Annotated in this window: 12 protein-coding genes; 3 read left to right on the top strand and 9 right to left on the bottom strand. The window is 46.8% G+C overall.

What is annotated here, in order from left to right:
- Positions 1 to 52 precede the first annotated feature (52 nt).
- The 4 genes from corA to ACX9NY_RS19880 form a co-directional block, all read right to left on the bottom strand.
- Positions 53 to 1,012, bottom strand: coding sequence for a magnesium/cobalt transporter CorA (gene corA, locus ACX9NY_RS19865; protein WP_076333421.1), 960 nt, complete (start codon positions 1,010 to 1,012; stop codon positions 53 to 55).
- Positions 1,013 to 1,361: 349 nt separating this feature from the next.
- A complete protein-coding gene (locus ACX9NY_RS19870; RefSeq protein WP_062836232.1) occupies positions 1,362 to 2,351 on the bottom strand; it encodes an inorganic phosphate transporter in 990 nt (329 codons plus the stop codon).
- A 14-nt stretch (positions 2,352 to 2,365) separates the two neighbouring features.
- Positions 2,366 to 2,983, bottom strand: a complete 618-nt coding sequence (locus tag ACX9NY_RS19875; RefSeq protein WP_472474630.1) for a DUF47 domain-containing protein — start codon at positions 2,981 to 2,983, stop codon at positions 2,366 to 2,368.
- Between the two features lie 316 nt (positions 2,984 to 3,299).
- Positions 3,300 to 4,376 carry a DUF3048 domain-containing protein gene (locus ACX9NY_RS19880; protein ID WP_472474632.1) on the bottom strand — a complete coding sequence of 359 codons (1,077 nt, stop codon included), beginning with the start codon at positions 4,374 to 4,376 and terminating at the stop codon, positions 3,300 to 3,302.
- 338 nt (positions 4,377 to 4,714) lie between these two features.
- Here ACX9NY_RS19880 and ACX9NY_RS19885 point away from each other — a divergent pair, with 338 nt between their 5' ends.
- Positions 4,715 to 5,254, top strand: coding sequence for a DoxX family protein (locus ACX9NY_RS19885; protein WP_339239503.1), 540 nt, complete (start codon positions 4,715 to 4,717; stop codon positions 5,252 to 5,254).
- A 143-nt stretch (positions 5,255 to 5,397) separates the two neighbouring features.
- Here ACX9NY_RS19885 and ACX9NY_RS19890 read toward each other — a convergent pair whose 3' ends face one another.
- The gene (locus ACX9NY_RS19890) at positions 5,398 to 10,149 is read right to left on the bottom strand and encodes an InlB B-repeat-containing protein (RefSeq protein WP_472474635.1); all 4,752 of its coding nucleotides are present in this window, start codon (positions 10,147 to 10,149) and stop codon (positions 5,398 to 5,400) included.
- A gap of 436 nt (positions 10,150 to 10,585) precedes the next feature.
- Between ACX9NY_RS19890 and ACX9NY_RS19895 the strand changes: the two genes are divergently transcribed.
- Complete coding sequence (locus ACX9NY_RS19895) at positions 10,586 to 10,798, top strand: hypothetical protein (RefSeq protein WP_472474637.1); 213 nt, start codon at positions 10,586 to 10,588, stop codon at positions 10,796 to 10,798.
- Positions 10,799 to 10,918: 120 nt separating this feature from the next.
- Here the strand turns inward: ACX9NY_RS19895 and ACX9NY_RS19900 are convergent, their stop codons facing one another.
- From ACX9NY_RS19900 to ACX9NY_RS19910, 3 genes are all read right to left on the bottom strand, one after another.
- A complete protein-coding gene (locus ACX9NY_RS19900) occupies positions 10,919 to 11,704 on the bottom strand; it encodes a DODA-type extradiol aromatic ring-opening family dioxygenase (protein WP_472474639.1) in 786 nt (261 codons plus the stop codon).
- A gap of 103 nt (positions 11,705 to 11,807) precedes the next feature.
- Positions 11,808 to 12,638, bottom strand: coding sequence for an alpha/beta hydrolase (locus ACX9NY_RS19905; protein WP_339239500.1), 831 nt, complete (start codon positions 12,636 to 12,638; stop codon positions 11,808 to 11,810).
- A gap of 262 nt (positions 12,639 to 12,900) precedes the next feature.
- Positions 12,901 to 13,134 (bottom strand): hypothetical protein, encoded by a 234-nt coding sequence (locus ACX9NY_RS19910; RefSeq protein ID WP_472474641.1) that lies wholly within the window; start codon positions 13,132 to 13,134, stop codon positions 12,901 to 12,903.
- A 411-nt stretch (positions 13,135 to 13,545) separates the two neighbouring features.
- Between ACX9NY_RS19910 and ACX9NY_RS19915 the strand changes: the two genes are divergently transcribed.
- Complete coding sequence (locus ACX9NY_RS19915; RefSeq protein WP_472474643.1) at positions 13,546 to 14,358, top strand: hypothetical protein; 813 nt, start codon at positions 13,546 to 13,548, stop codon at positions 14,356 to 14,358.
- Between the two features lie 103 nt (positions 14,359 to 14,461).
- Here ACX9NY_RS19915 and ACX9NY_RS19920 read toward each other — a convergent pair whose 3' ends face one another.
- Positions 14,462 to 15,367, bottom strand: a complete 906-nt coding sequence (locus ACX9NY_RS19920) for an AraC family transcriptional regulator (RefSeq protein ID WP_472474645.1) — start codon at positions 15,365 to 15,367, stop codon at positions 14,462 to 14,464.
- Between the last annotated feature and the right edge of the window lie 157 nt (positions 15,368 to 15,524).

A 15,524-nucleotide genomic window follows, 5' to 3' on the forward strand; every position in this document is an offset into this window, starting at 1 on the left:
CTAACTGCAATTCCTCTTACCTACCCTCACCGCTATCCAAATGTAGCACGTTCTACTTAAACCATCCGCGCTTCACAAACCAGGCCACCATACTTCCGCCAAGCACAAACATCAACAGCAGCACCGCCCCATACCCAAACTTCCATTGAAGCTCAGGCATATAGGCAAAGTTCATGCCATAAATACCCGCGATCAGCGTGAGTGGCATAAATACAGTCGTAATCACCGTAAGTGTCTTCATGATCTGATTCATCCGGTTGGAGTTCAGGGAAATATAACTGTCGCGTAGGTCGGCCGTCATCTCCCGATCGGCTTCAATCATGTCCGTCAGCTTCAATAAATGGTCATAGATATCGGTAAAATAAGCCGTATGTTCGCCTGTTCGCTGCACATGCTGGGAGTTCACCACTCGATAGAGCAGATCCCGCATCGGTACAACCGTTCTTCTGAGCTTCAGCAATCGGCTTCGCAAGTCAAACACCTGATTCATCAGGTCTTCAACGGACTCTTGTCCACCCCGGTTCTCCAGTTCAGCCAGTTCATCCTCAATGGCAAATAGGGACGGAAAATAATGATCGACCAGCTTGTCCATCACCGTATAGGCCGCTGCCACCGGACCTCGCGCCCAGATCGTACGTTCATGTGCATGGTGCAATAATCGCTCCCACGCTTCATCCACTTCCTCCAGTACACCATGATGAAAGGATACAAGGAAGTTCGCTCCGAGAAACAAGTCAACCTCCTCAGCTTCCAGTGTGGACGGGTTCAGTGCATGCAGTACAAGAAACTGCAGATTTTCATAATAATCAAGCTTTGGCCGCTGCAACACATGCAGACAGTCCTCAATAGCTAAGGGGTGAAAATGAAAATATGTATCCAGCAAACGGCTTTCCTCTTCCGTTGGCTGGTTAAAATCCGCCCATACCCAGGCGTAATCGTTCAGATCCAGCTGTGTAAGCGGTACGTTCACGGAGACTTGATGTTCTCGTGTAATGGCGAGTGTACGAATCATAATCAGACCACGTCCTTGTCCTGTATCTTTAGATCATTGTACAACGTTAACCATAGACACGTCTCCCACGTGTCCCCAAATATCCACAGCCACCTTCAAACTCGACAACAAAAAAAGCCAACCCTGTTGGCTTCTCTCATTTCCCTATCCACAGTTCCCTGTATCCACAGGAATATCTTCTTTTGGTTTATCATTCCACGGATGGCTATCCACATATCCAGCCTGTCCACACGTTCATGCACAGGCGTCTCTTGATTTTGGTTGTATAATTGTCCACATATCCCGATATTCACACAGTTATGAACAGTTTGTCTGGTAACCCCGGATTCGTACGGGATCACTTCTCTTTTTAGAAAATAATCCAGTACAGCAATCCTGCCAGTCCAGCAGTAATTGGAATTGTAATGAACCACGTAATAATGATTCGTCCAGCAAGTCCCCATTTCACAGCAGAGAAACGTTTTGCGGAACCCACACCCAGAATAGCTGATGTGATCGCGTGCGTTGTACTAACTGGAAGGTGAAGCAACGTTGCTGTGAAAATAACGGAAGCAGCTGACAGATCGGCGGCAAAACCGTTAATTGGTTCAATTTTAAAGATTTTGGTACCCATTGTTTTGATGATTTTCCAACCACCAATGGATGTACCCAGAGCCATCGCGGTTGCTGCTGAGATTTTAACCCACAGCGGCACTTCCAGATGATCTTGTACACCTGCTGCAACCAAAGCAAACGTAATAATACCCATCGCTTTCTGTGCATCATTCGTACCATGTGTGAAAGCTTGCAGTGCTGCCGTGAAAATCTGTACCGTACGGAAACCTTTATTCACGTTATGCGGACTGCGTTTGGCAAAAATGTATTTGAGAATCGTCATGACCACATAACCGATGGCAAATGCGATTAGAGGTGATAATAGCAAACCTCCGACAATATCAATGAACCCGCTCCACTTCACTTTATCGGAACCTGCGCCAACGAGCACGGCACCAGCAAGGGCTCCAATCAATGCGTGTGATGAAGAAGACGGAATACCAAACCACCATGTAACCAGGTTCCAGATAATCGCAGCGATCAAGGTGACTATGACGACCTCGATCCCGTTATCTAGCGTGGTGGGGTCGGTTACACTCCCCCCAATCGTCTTCGCGACGCCTGTAAACATCATCGCACCGACAAAGTTCATTACCGCTGCCAAAAGGATCGCGCGACGTGGCGTTAGTGCCCGTGTCGATACTGAAGTAGCAATGGCATTGGCCGTGTCGTGAAAACCGTTGATGAAGTCAAACGCCAGTGCAAGGAAGACGACTATACCTAATACCCAAATCGTTGTTTCCATTATTCTCTGGCTCCTTAAGAATTACGCATGATGATGGATTCGAGCACATTTGCTACGTGTTCACAAGCATCCGTTGTTGTCTCAAGACGTTCGTAAATTTCCTTACGTTTGATCAATTCAATCGGATCAGGAACGGTAGCGAAAAGGTTCTTGATACACATGCGCAACACTTCATCACCCTGATTTTCCAGATCATTCAATCGAATCGTGTACTCACGAATCGCCAGCAATTTTTTCTGAGACAGCAAATGAATAGCCTTCTGAATTTCGTAAGCCGATTGGCGCAAAATTTCAGCAAATTGCACGATATATTCGTCAGGATCCGTCAGTTGGTACATATAGAAACGGGAAGCCGTTGCTTCGAGTCCGTCCAATACGTCATCAAGTGTTGTTGTCAGCTCCATAATATCATCGCGTTCGATCGGCGTGATAAACGTTTTGTTGAGTTCCGTAATGATTGTGTGCACATAGTCATCACATTTGGACTCGTACTTCTTCATTTCATTGGCAAAAAGAGTCACATCCTGAAGGTTGGAAACATGCTGGGAGAAATAATCTGCCGCTTGAACAACCGTATCTGCCATGTTCTCCAGTGTCTCAAAAAATATATCCTTCTTCTTCTTAAGCTTCATAGCCCTATCCCCTTTACGGAAAAAATTGCCGATAACCGATGAAACATGAAATGACAACCTTTGATATCTTATCATATTTGTTTCATGGTTTGTACAAAAGGTGTGATCCTTTTTTATATTCTTATCACATTAATCTGAAATGAATCTTAATTATTTGGAATAATGGTAAATTCAAGTCAAGATTTTACACTGCGTTTACAATTCGACATCCAAAGACAGAATCGACACGATTCTATTTTTCACGCTAAGATACAATATAACGCCTTTTCGATAACAAAATGCATACCTGTTTCATTGTTTTCTTTCATTACATCCTTCATTGCTGCACAGCCAGCTTCACATGACTGGAGAATTCCGGTTGATTGGGAACAATGTTGATAAAGGTTTTACCCGGCACAAGAGCCACTTCACTGCCATCCTGAACAAACCGGATAATATCCCCCTGTTTCTTCACCCACTGCCCACGAATCATTTTGCCCTTCTGGAACAACATGGCTTCCCCGCCCTGTTCCAAATTGACGGACAACCGACCTACACTATCGAGCACCTTGTGATCTGCACCTGCCACAATGATATTCGCTGCGCCAAGTGCAGTCCCATTATCCAGATCCTGATCTGCCTTACCATTCACCATTCTCATATATCGTCCGCTAACTTCATCATAATCATACGTCACCCGGTAACTATCCAATAAATAATGGATGTCGAATTGCTTCACTGCCTCTCCTGCGGATGTCGCGCCTTCTTCGTTATAGATGTATACGGGAGATTTAAACTCATGGCTATAACCCTTGATGTCTGCCCCTTCTCTTAACTTGTCCGCTGAAGTATACAGATTGTGTGGCGCTTTACGATCCTTGGAACGCCAGAAGTAAGGCCCTCCATTTGAGATTTCATCCATATGCTGTTTCTGCTGCCTTTGCAAAATGGAATATGCCTCCGGACTGCCTCCGGCATGAACAAGCACCCCATCGTAACTCTCGCCAAGCTCAATCAGATATGGACGTATACTGCGAACCGGTCCAACCGTCTCAGCACCGCCTTCACTCTGGAAGATGGCTATAAACCGGGTAATGCCTCCCTCTGCGAGGACTTCAAGAATGATATCGGCGGAACTCAGACCCGATTGGGGCCGAGCCGCTGGTGCATTATTAATCATGACGGCAAGGGGACGACGCGTAATCGCTTCATCTACAGGCAGACCTGTAAGAGGTGCTGTGTAGAGAGAAGCGTTGGACTCCTCCACAGTCTGTTCTTCTTGTACAGGTGCAGGTGTCGTTTCTGGCTGAAGTGGCATCTGAGACGTCTCCTGGTTTTGGCAGGCAACAAGACTCAATGAGAGAATTAACAGGGATGCAGCCGATGCTGCTTTGTTCCATTTAAAAAGCTTCAATATAGGACCTCCTGAACGATATGGCCTGGTTCTAAGTTGTGATATATGTCTCATGTGGGCAACCATTTCACGTATTTCTTTCCATTTAATCACACCCCATCCGATTTGTCTGCGCCCGGAAGGCCTTGATACAGCGTGAAATTCACATTTGAAACAGTGAATAGCGAGAAAAATATGTCCTAAATGTGAACTTCTCAAACCTTACTTAAAATTTGAACTAGATTGTGATTTTAATCACAAACAAAACGACTTTTGGACTATACAATAAAGACATCAAAGGTGATCACTTAGAAAAAACAAAAACAACACACACTAGATTCCATGAAGGAGTGGTTCATATGTTCAGCTTCAACCAATGGCTTAGAGAAAACAAAGTGGCAATGTGGATTTTGACAGTACTTCGGGTGTATATCGGTTACGATTGGATGACTCACGGATGGGGCAAATTGACTGGCGGATTCCAAGCTGGCGGGTTCCTCGCCGGGGCAGTCGGTAAAGCAACGGGTGAAAATCCAACAGTTCAAGCATGGTGGGGAACGTTCCTTGAGAAATTCGCAGTACCAAACGCAGGATTGTTCGACTTCATCATTCCGCTTGGTGAATTCCTTGTAGGTGTAGGACTCATTCTCGGATGCTTCACAACACTGGCTGCGCTGATGGCTCTCGTGATGAACTTCGCGTTCCTCTTCTCGGGTACAGTAAGCACGAACGCTCAACTGGTTCTGATGCAAATCTTCCTAGTAGTTGCTGGTGCAAATGCAGGTAAAATCGGTCTAGATCACTGGGTACTGCCTTACCTTCGCGGATTGATCACTCGTAACAAAGGTAATCACCCAAAAGACACACCAACGATTAGCCCAACTCATAAAACAGCTTGAACAATAATCAACAACGCTGCCGCCCTGCTCTCCATCCCCCGGAGAGCAGGGCTTTTTATATCTGTATAATCAGATACTCAAATGAAAAAGCCGTTTTACGATATAACATCGCAAAACGGCAAGAGGTTAATCCCGAATCGGGTTTATAGAAGTCGGAGTGCATTCATCAATATCTGCGCTGCTTCCGCACGGGTTGTCAGCGCCGAAGAATCAAATTCCCCATGGACTCGACCTTTCATCAGACCCGATTGCTGCATGTGCGCTGCTGCCTGGCTTGCCCATACAGGTATGCTGGATGCATCAGTAAAGGAAGATTCGGACGTGATATTAGTCAATGTCAGCGCACGGCTGACCATAACAGCCATCTCCGCACGTGTGATTGGAGCGTTTGGACGGAAGGTTCCATCCGCATGCCCTTGAATCCAACCCAGCGCGCTTGCCTGTGCAATCTCCTGGAGCCCCCATGCCCCAATCTGGGTTGCATCCTTGAAAGCAGGCATTGTTGAAATATCATCTTCATTATCAGGCACCGGCTTAAGCATCCGGACAAGCATGGCAGCAAATTCTGCCCGTGTAACTTGCACTCCCGGATGGAAGGTACCATCAGCATAGCCTTTAACAATACCAAGTGCAGCTGCATCACGGATGCTAGCGGATGCCCAGTGACCTTCAATATCGCTAAAATTCGCTGCTGTAGGAGCAGCTATTGTTGCCGGAACTGCCATCACGGCAAAGCGTGTAAAGTGATTCACATCTACGCGAATTTTATCGCCGTCCACTTTGCCGTCTTCAACCATTGTCCATGATGTGTTCGGCTCTTGCTGGTAAAAGACCGCAAGCTTCTCATTGCCTCGAAGTGAAGCAGGGTCAAAGGTCAGCGTTAATTTCACTGGAATCTTAAAATTACCTTGGGTGTTTTTGGTGAATTCCACCACCTGACTTACAACACGTTGATTTCTTGTTAATCCACTAACCGGTGTGTCCACCACAATGGCTTTAATCTCTAGTGGCTGATCGGAAGCACCGGCTGGAACTTCAAGCAGCACCCCTGTGCCTAGCCGAAGTTGACCAGCTTCCCCGGCAGGAATGGACACACTTGTCTGCATATCATTGTTAACATTAGAAGGATTACCGCCTGAGCCAGGAATGGAATTGGAGTTGGAACCTGTATTTCCATTGTTTGCGGAGCTACCACCGCCTGGTGTTGGTATAAGCGTCCAACCCGCATATAACGTCATATCAGCAGTTACCGTCGCTGTTGCAAAATCAAATGGCTGAGTGCGTGTGATATCCGTGTACCACCCCGTAAACGCATAACCAGTTCGCACCGGATCGCTTGGACGAGTTAACATCTCACCATTAATTACCTCGCTAGCCTGTATTGCCGTTCCACCATCCGTATGGAAGGAAACGGTTCGCACGGCTATGTTCCATTTCGCATACAACGTCATATCTGCAACCACTGTGGCTGTTGCGAAATCGAACGCCTGATTATGTGCGGCATCCGTATACCAGCCAGCAAACGTATAACCTGTGCGCTCTGGATCGGTTGGACGTGACAGAAGGTCGCCATAAGCAACGGTCTGTGGAGCAATTGTCGTGCCTTCATCCGTATCAAATGTAATCTGCTGTACTTGAACTGCCCATTTAGCATACAAAGTTACATCCGACTGGATCGGCTGACTAAAATCAAACTTAACCGTAAGCTCTGAATCTGCAAACCAACCGGCAAAGACTTGACCTTCCGTATCCGAAGTTGGCTCATTGATTACGCTTAACTGTTCGCCATGTCCGATACTCATATCCGATATATCCGAGCCTCCGGTCGTATCAAAGCTAACGGTATATAGGATGCGTTCCCAACCTGCATATAGCTGAACATGATCCTGAATAGACGATGTCGCAAAATCGAAACGTTGCTGTAAGCCAGCATCACTATACCAGCCGGTAAAGGTATACCCGGTTCTGCTCGGTTGCTGTGGTTCCTGCACAGGATTACCATAGTCAAGCAACTGTTCGCTCACCACAGTACCACCATTACTATCAAAGCTGGCTGTATATTGATTGGTCCTCCAACCTGCATACAAGGTAACCGAGTCAGTAATGATCGTCTGGAAATCAAATGGCTGCGTATGTGCTGCATCTGCATACCAATTGGTAAACGTGTAGCCCGTACGTACCGGATCTGTAGGACGAATAATCAGTGTACCGTACGGTATCGTCTGATCAGGCACATTCGCATGATCTCCCTGATATACGTCGAACGTGACCGTATACGATTGGAGCGTCCAGCTTGCATAGAGCGATGTATCCACCGTTATTGGCATACTAGCAAATTCAAAGCGCTGTGTATGAGCCACATCTGTATACCAACCGCCAAATGTATATCCCGTTAGCGTTGGAGCCGTTGGCTCACTCATGAGCGTACCGTAGTCGATCTGACGATCCGCTACCGCTGTACCTCCGTTACTGTCAAAGCTGACGGTGTACTGATTGATATTCCAGCCCGCATATAGTTGTGTATTTGTCGTGATCGGTGTATTCGCAAAATCAAAGAGCTGCGTTTGTGCTGCATCACCATACCAGCTAGTAAATCTGTACCCTGTACGTGTTGGCGCCGTTGGTGCACTAATCGTGGAACCATACGTAACCGAAACATCTGATACAGCTGTACCTCCGCCGCTATTAAAGCTGACGGAATACTGATTGATACTCCAGCCAGCGTACAGCTGTGTATTTCCCGTTATCACCGCACTGGAAAAATTGAACAGTTGTGTACGACCAGCATCGGTGTACCAACCTGTAAACGTATAACCCGTGCGCGACGGAGCAGTTGGTGCGCTAAGCGTAGAGCCATGATTCACCGCAACATCCGCCACTTCCGTACCACCACTGCTGTTGAAGCTAACGTTGTACTGGTTCACAATCCAACCGGCATATAGTTGCGTATTCTGCGTTATTGCCGAATTCTCAAAATTAAATGGCTGCATGCGGCCCGCATCCTTGAACCAACCATTAAACGTATACCCTGTTCGTGTTGGTGCCGTCGGTTCGCTAATCGTCAAACCATGGTTCACCGGAATATCCGCTACGGCTGTTCCACCACTACTGTCAAAGCTGACTACATACTGGCTAATACTCCAGCCTGCATACAGTTGTGTATTCGTCGTAATCGGCGTATTCGTAAAATGAAATGGCTGCGTGCGCGCTGCATCATTATACCAGCCGGTAAATGTATAACCGGTTCGTGTCGGTGCAGCTGGCTCAATGCCATGATCACCATAATACAGATTTTGCGTCGCTACACTCGTTCCGCCGCCACTATTAAATGAGAGTTGACGCGGTGCATAATAACTAAATGAGATCGTTGAACTATTGTTAGCCTCGTCAGTAACGTTCAGCGTATAACTACCTTCCTGACTGATCTGTCCTCCGCTGGTAAATGTCGCTCCATTCAGCGTAGCGGTTCCGTCACTAAACGTAATCGTCGGCGGCACTATATAACGCCCACCATTCGTTACTCCAAGTATCGTCGGCGGTGTAAGATCAATTCTAAATTGAACCTGCGTCGAACCGTAACTGTTCGTTGCGACTAACGTATAATTACCTTCGGCTGTCACCGCTGTACCGCTTGTAAATGGAACGCCATTCAGGGTAGCCATGCCACTGCTAAATACTGGATTCACCGTACGATTGTAAATGCTCTGATCGCTAACACCGGTTACAATAGGTGGAACAGGTTGCTCCACCTTGATTTGGACCGTCGAATAACCGTTAGCAAATCCATTGTCATTGTATGTCCTCACTGTAAAGCTATCATTACCGTAATAGAAGTTTGGAGCCTGATATATAAATCCGGTACTATCTTGAATAACCGTTCCATGCTGCGGCTGAGCACGCAACGAAACTCCCTTGGCACCCGCACTACCAGGCACATTTGCCATCAAATCCGAGCTGTTGATTCGCACCGTCAATCCAGTGGCTACGGTATAGATCGTATTTGTTCCTGCGACTGCAGAAGGCCCCCCTCCTCGTTCACTCCGAGAAGGGAATATTCCTGTAGAAACTGTATAATATCGGAAATTATAAGGATTACTTCTCAGATCAGGGACACCAAATGTATTTCTTTCATCACCACCAAATTTCTGTCCCAAGAGTGCAAATAATGCTGTGTATTCCGTTACATTATAAATACCGCCATCACTATTTTTCCAAATGGTCTGCATCGGAACAAGAAATGGTATGGTCTGTCCTAGTAAAACTTCACTATTTTGATTACTCATATCCGTTCCATTCAGACTACCCATCGGTCTTGCCGCCACAGCAAAGTGTAATGGTTGGTTTCGCAGCGGTGCACTAATACTGGGCAAAGTGAATTTTTGACCATCCTGAGATCCAAACACATCACGAATAACGGGGTACAGCTGCGGATAATTCTGCGCATTATATGTACTCCCATCCAGCTTGAGCCAGCCATCAGGCGAAAAAGTATACGGGAAGATGCGCACTTCACCTCCATACCCCATCCCAGTCCCGCCATTTTCACGTGCAGGAAATACTCCAGTCGTTGCTATGTAGTAGCCCATACCGTCAGGTACAGGAAGTGACGTGAGATCCGGTAATGCAAAATCGACTTTTCCATCGCCCCCATAATTCGTACCTAGCAAAGAATACAAAGCTAGATTGTTCTGAATATTCATCTTTTGTCCCGCAGCAAACTCCCAACCGTTCGGTACAAAACCGTAAGGAAATAGCTGTATCTCTCCCAGATACTTCTCATACCACTCTTCCGCGTGCGCTGACCGTGTTGTTCCTAATCCTGCCGATAATGCAGTAAACACTAGCACAAAGACCAGCGTGATTTTCCAAAAGGCACGACCGGTATAATGAATCACTCCAAGATCTCCCCCTTATATTCACTCATTGTTCCTCATGCCAAATGCAGCTCCGCCAAGCCGTAAAAAAGTGTTTGTACTCTGATGTCCAGCATCCGAAAGCAGAACTTCTCGCTCCTCTGTTGCATGGTCCTGATGAGCTTGCATTTTGAGAACAGCTCACCTTTCCCGTCAGCATGCGATTTTTCCGTTGCGTATAACATGATTACGCTTAGTTTACTTTATAGATCAGGAAAATAATATAGCAAATCGGCAGCTATCCAGACTTTATTTTTTTGCACATTTTTACATTTTCAATGATATAAATCACAAATATAACTCTAATTTTCCAAAGCGTTACAACACAAGTTACTCGTATCCAGCTGCATACACTTGCTCACCTGTAGAATCCCATATTATGATGGTATAAAGTCCAAAAGAACAAAGGAGTATCTCTATGCCTACGCAGCGCCGTCTCGAAACTGACGCCGATTTCCAAGAAGCCATGACCTTAAAACATAAAATTCGGGTATTCAAAGATAACCACCAAATTGACTCTGGAGGGATTATCATCCGATTTGACGAGAATACCATTGTTGTTCAGTCCAGTGTCAGTGAACTCGCCTATCACTCACGTACGGAATGTGAGTTGTTCGAAATTCGCAAATAATCTTATAAGTAGCTGAACAACAAAAAAAGGTTCCACGCAGTCAACCAACTGACTGCCGGAACCTCTTTGTTTATTTATATTCATATTTAAAGGTCTAATCCTGTTCTTGTCTGTTCCAAGTTACACGCCGTCTCCAAACTGCCAGCAGTTCAAACTGAGCGTTCCATAAGGGTAAGACTGGAATAGGCGCTTCGCTGATCGAGACATATCCGCTGTACCCATCGCGTAGAACAAAGGCGCAAGGTGTTCTGTCCCATACGACGGCACTGCCATACGTGCATGAGGGGCTTTTTTCTCATATTGAAACAGTTCTCTTGTGTTCCACTGCTGCAAGCGATCCCCAATCCAGTTATCAAATTCCACCGCCCACTCCTGCGGTTCATCCGTATCGCCCAACATACGTAAATTGTGAACCGTTCCACCGCTGCCAATGATCAGCACATCATCATGACGCAGCTGTTCCAGCATTCGGCCAATATCATACTGTTCCTGCGGCGTACGCAGCGAGTCTACAGATACAGCAATCACAGGGATATTCGCTTCGGGATACATATGGAGCAACGGTACCCATACGCCATGATCCAATCCTCGGCCTCGAATCGGCTGATGCGCAAGATTGCTACGGGTGAACAAAGCACATATCTCGTTCGCCAGATCTGGCTGCCCGGATGCAGGGTATTCCATCGTATACATCGTAGAAGGAAATCCATAAAAGTCATGCAAGGTCTGATGTGTATCATCCATCGTCACGGACGGTTCAGGACAATCCCAATGTGCCGTAAATACGACAATGGCTTTCGGAGCCGGCAGCCTGTCTCCAAGCTGGTTCAAGAAGTGAGTGTAGTCATTGCTCTCCACCGCCAGAGCGGGAGAACCATGCGCAATGAAAAGTGCGGGTAATGTCATTGCTGCCAACCTCCAGACACGGATAGAATGCTTACTCTTCTATTTTACCCCTAAGAAGGCGCTTTTCCAAGCTGACATCCCCAAACCGTTGCAATCCTGCCATTTATATCATCCAGTGCTGCCAATCCTGCTCGATCTTCTGACGTTCACCCAGCCACTCTCTGGTACGCGTAATTAGCTGTTCCCGCTCTTTACCTGAAGAGAAGGTATGATCGCCCTGGAAGATGATCTCCTTGTCGCAACGCCCTTCCTGACGCATCCAGAATACCTTTTGATACAGGAACGCGTAGTCTACAGGAATAATCTCATCTGACGTGCCATGCATGACGAGAACATCACCGCTAAACTTGACTGCTTCCTGGAATGGTTGATGTTCAGCGAGAGATTCGAAGAAGGTAGGTGTGAATTTGTATCCAAGATAATCAGCCGCACCCAGTTTCACGCCTTCATCGTAGACTTCCCGTCCCGTAATCTTCACGATATCATTGAATGGATAACCCACGGAGGACCACATCACCAGATTCTTGACACGTTTATCGCGCACAGCTGTTAGTAATGCAACGGCACCACCCAGACTATGACCAATCAGCGTTACGCGTGTAGGATCTACATCACTGCAATTCACCGCGTAATCCAGCACCGAGCGTGTCTGCAGCACCATGGACTCCAGTCCCTCCGCTCCATACTCCCCACTGCTCTCTCCGCAACCGATATAATCAAAACGCAGAACCAGATAACCGTCTTCAGCCAGCTCACGGGCAGTCTTTACAAACAAACGGTCCACACCGATCCGACTACCCACGAAACCGTGGCAGATGACTGCCAAAGGTACGCGCTGCTGACTCTTCTCCTCCTTGATATCTTTCACAACCGGATAGTGAATCGTGGCTGTTAATTCTTCCTGTCCATGACGGATACTGATCTGACGTTCCATACCGATTTCCCCTTTCCACGCTTAGCCTGTTAAGTTTCATTTATTAAATATATATAATCCGATAAGTTTAGTGTGTATTAAGATGTTATTCATATATTATCATCCCGTAACCTGCAAGTCAACGTAAGGAAGGACCCTTTCTATGTCTAATGCCAGTCTTCATTTTATCGGATGATAGGCGCAAAAAAATGAGCCATGCTGATGACAGCTGGCCCGGATATCTTTTATCTTTTTGGAATTCAAACCAAGGGTTGCAGGATCGTTATTCGTAGCTTCTGCGGAACATCTCGTGGGTCTCCACCCGTCCATTCCACTCATGCTCATGACCCGAATCACTGTTGTCCCAGAAACTTCTTCCCCTCAAATTCCCATCTGTCAGTTCTTCTGCATACTCCGTGTCCTCCAGATTCTCCTCAAAGGATACAATCTCGTCCACAACTCCACGGGAGTTGCTGTTCAGTAGCAGCTTACGTGTCAAATCTGTTTGTTTGTCCATAACAAGCACACTCCAATCTTGGATTTCTGTTGGAAATGCTACTATTGTGATGGAATTGGCTGCTCTTTATGCATACTTCACACAATCGTTAGATCTGTGATGGCTGAGGTATTTTTTCACATGAATGGGGGAAAATAAACGAACAATCATTGGCAGCATATGCCTCGGAATCCTTCTGCCGAAAGGAATGAATTCATGGAACATTTATTGGAATGGATTCAACAACACGGTAAACTGGTACTGTTATGCACCTGTGTCATTCTGGCCTGTGTGGGCATCTGGGCCAACCATGAGCAGCTTTTTAATAAGGAATGACTTTGCGAAACGAGAGCCCTTCCCGTATACTAAAATACCGTCAGGGTCTTCAGATAACTGGAAGATCAGAACGTGTGTAGACAGGGGGAGCAATCATTGGGGATTTCCTATAAGAAACTGAAAGAAATACAGAATCGGCAAATAACCGAGATGAGTCGTATGACACCTGAACATGTGAAATTGTATGACGAGATCAGCACCATTGCGCGTCGTGCACCAGCGGACGAGAGAACACAGGAAGAATGGATTCTCTCCGCAGGAAAAACGATCGTACAGGCTCAGCGGGATAACAAACCCGCACGCGAGCTATACGGACCTGATCTGGAACAAGACATCCATGCACAGCTCGGGATAACAGATACAGCATCGAAGAAGACGGCTGCCACTGAGGTGGGTACATCCACTCCAACCCGTGGTAATAGTCCATCAGCTTCATCGAAAAAGAAAGCCAACGTTGCTGAACCACAGCCAGCGGAGAATGCCGAGCCAGCGAAACGGACACCAAAGTGGTATGCCATGATCGCATGGGCCGCACTGTCTTTTGTCATGCTGATCCAAGGATGTGCAGGATTGTTCGTGGGTTGGACTGGTGGAGACACGGAACCATTCCAACACATCAGTCTGTTCTCTCTGATCGTTGCAGCCGTTGGCGGAATCGCATTGGTAGAGATGCTCCGCCGCCTTGCTGAGCGACCAGACGATGAAGGAGCGGACCGAAATAAGGTACCTAAGCTCAATATTCGGGGGATCGTCATCTACATCGTGGTCGTGGTACTCGTGCTGTTTGTCGGGTATCCGTTACGGGATAAACTTCCGGTATTCGCACTAGCTCCATGGGTGAGTGCGGTAATCGGCATTGTGGGGCTTGCTACGTTACGGCCTTTATTCGGTCAAAAGAAAACAGCATAACACGTTATATCATGGTTAAGGGGCCTTAGGGGTCCCTTTTTCATGTTCTGACGAAATAACGCTTCTGACTAATAGATACACGTAAAAGGGTCACGGGAACACTTTACGAATTCGTGAGGTCTTTTTCCATTTGGAGCTGGTGCCGATGTTTGATTCCTTTGCCTGGTGTTTCTCCAAACTCCCGCTTGAACATCCGGATAAAATAGTTCACTTCCATGCCGATGGTTTCTGCCGCCTCTCGCACGCTTGCACTTGGATGCTTGTTCAACCAGTCCGAAGCCTTCTGCAACCGCAATCGCTGCATATATTGATGTCCTGTCACGCCATAATGATGATGAAACAATCGATTGAGATGCTGCACCGAATAACCCACTGCGTCAGCGACATGCCTCAATAACAGGTCATCCTGATAATGCGTATGCATCAATGCTACTGCTCGGATGAGTGCCTCCTTGCCCATATCGGACTCCCGATTCGAACGGGTTACTATCTCCTCCTGCACCATAGATGATCCAATATCCACACGACCGACATCCGATGCAATTTTTGATTGTGCTATATCCAAAATGAGCTGGTAGATCAGGGTTGATATGTTCCACATCTCCGCTGCTCCTTGATCCAGCGCGTGCCAGAGATTTGCTAACCGCGACCAGATGAATTCAAAACTGGAGATGGGATACGGCTCGTTCTGAAGCAAACCTGCGCTATGAAGTACCGATCCAGCAGATGCACCGCCAATACCGATATAACCAAGTTCACCTTTGGATTTGGCATGAGGCACATACTCATGCGCAATCCCGGGCTCCACAATGAATAACTGCCCTGCTCCCATCGTCCACGTCCCTTTTCCCGGAATCCTGAAATGTCCCTCACCACCCCGTGACAAAAACAACTGATACACCGGAAATCCATCCGGTCTATGCAGAACTTTCGCTTCCTGCGTGCCCACACAATACAGATACAGCGGCAACCGGGAATCCGGCTGGCCCGTCAAACGAAATGCAAGCATTCCATCATTCCTTTCGGCTCATAGGCTTCTAGCTTATTCCTTCTATTATCCATCGGCTTGTCCTATTGTAGCAATGGTCTAAGGAACCTTTTTGGCGACAAGATTTTCAATATGGTAATAAAAAAACTCCCCTTCTCTATTGGAAAGGGAGTTAACA

The organism is Paenibacillus sp. CB74 (assembly GCF_055687625.1).

Coding starts and splice junctions, on each gene's coding strand:
- ACX9NY_RS19895 (WP_472474637.1), top strand. CDS start 10,586: ATGCCTACGCAGCGCCGTCTCGAAACTGACGCCGATTTCCAAGAAGCC.
- ACX9NY_RS19910 (WP_472474641.1), bottom strand. CDS start 13,134: ATGGACAAACAAACAGATTTGACACGTAAGCTGCTACTGAACAGCAAC.
- corA (WP_076333421.1), bottom strand. CDS start 1,012: ATGATTCGTACACTCGCCATTACACGAGAACATCAAGTCTCCGTGAAC.
- ACX9NY_RS19920 (WP_472474645.1), bottom strand. CDS start 15,367: ATGCTTGCATTTCGTTTGACGGGCCAGCCGGATTCCCGGTTGCCGCTG.
- ACX9NY_RS19870 (WP_062836232.1), bottom strand. CDS start 2,351: ATGGAAACAACGATTTGGGTATTAGGTATAGTCGTCTTCCTTGCACTG.
- ACX9NY_RS19885 (WP_339239503.1), top strand. CDS start 4,715: ATGTTCAGCTTCAACCAATGGCTTAGAGAAAACAAAGTGGCAATGTGG.
- ACX9NY_RS19905 (WP_339239500.1), bottom strand. CDS start 12,638: ATGGAACGTCAGATCAGTATCCGTCATGGACAGGAAGAATTAACAGCC.
- ACX9NY_RS19875 (WP_472474630.1), bottom strand. CDS start 2,983: ATGAAGCTTAAGAAGAAGAAGGATATATTTTTTGAGACACTGGAGAAC.
- ACX9NY_RS19900 (WP_472474639.1), bottom strand. CDS start 11,704: ATGACATTACCCGCACTTTTCATTGCGCATGGTTCTCCCGCTCTGGCG.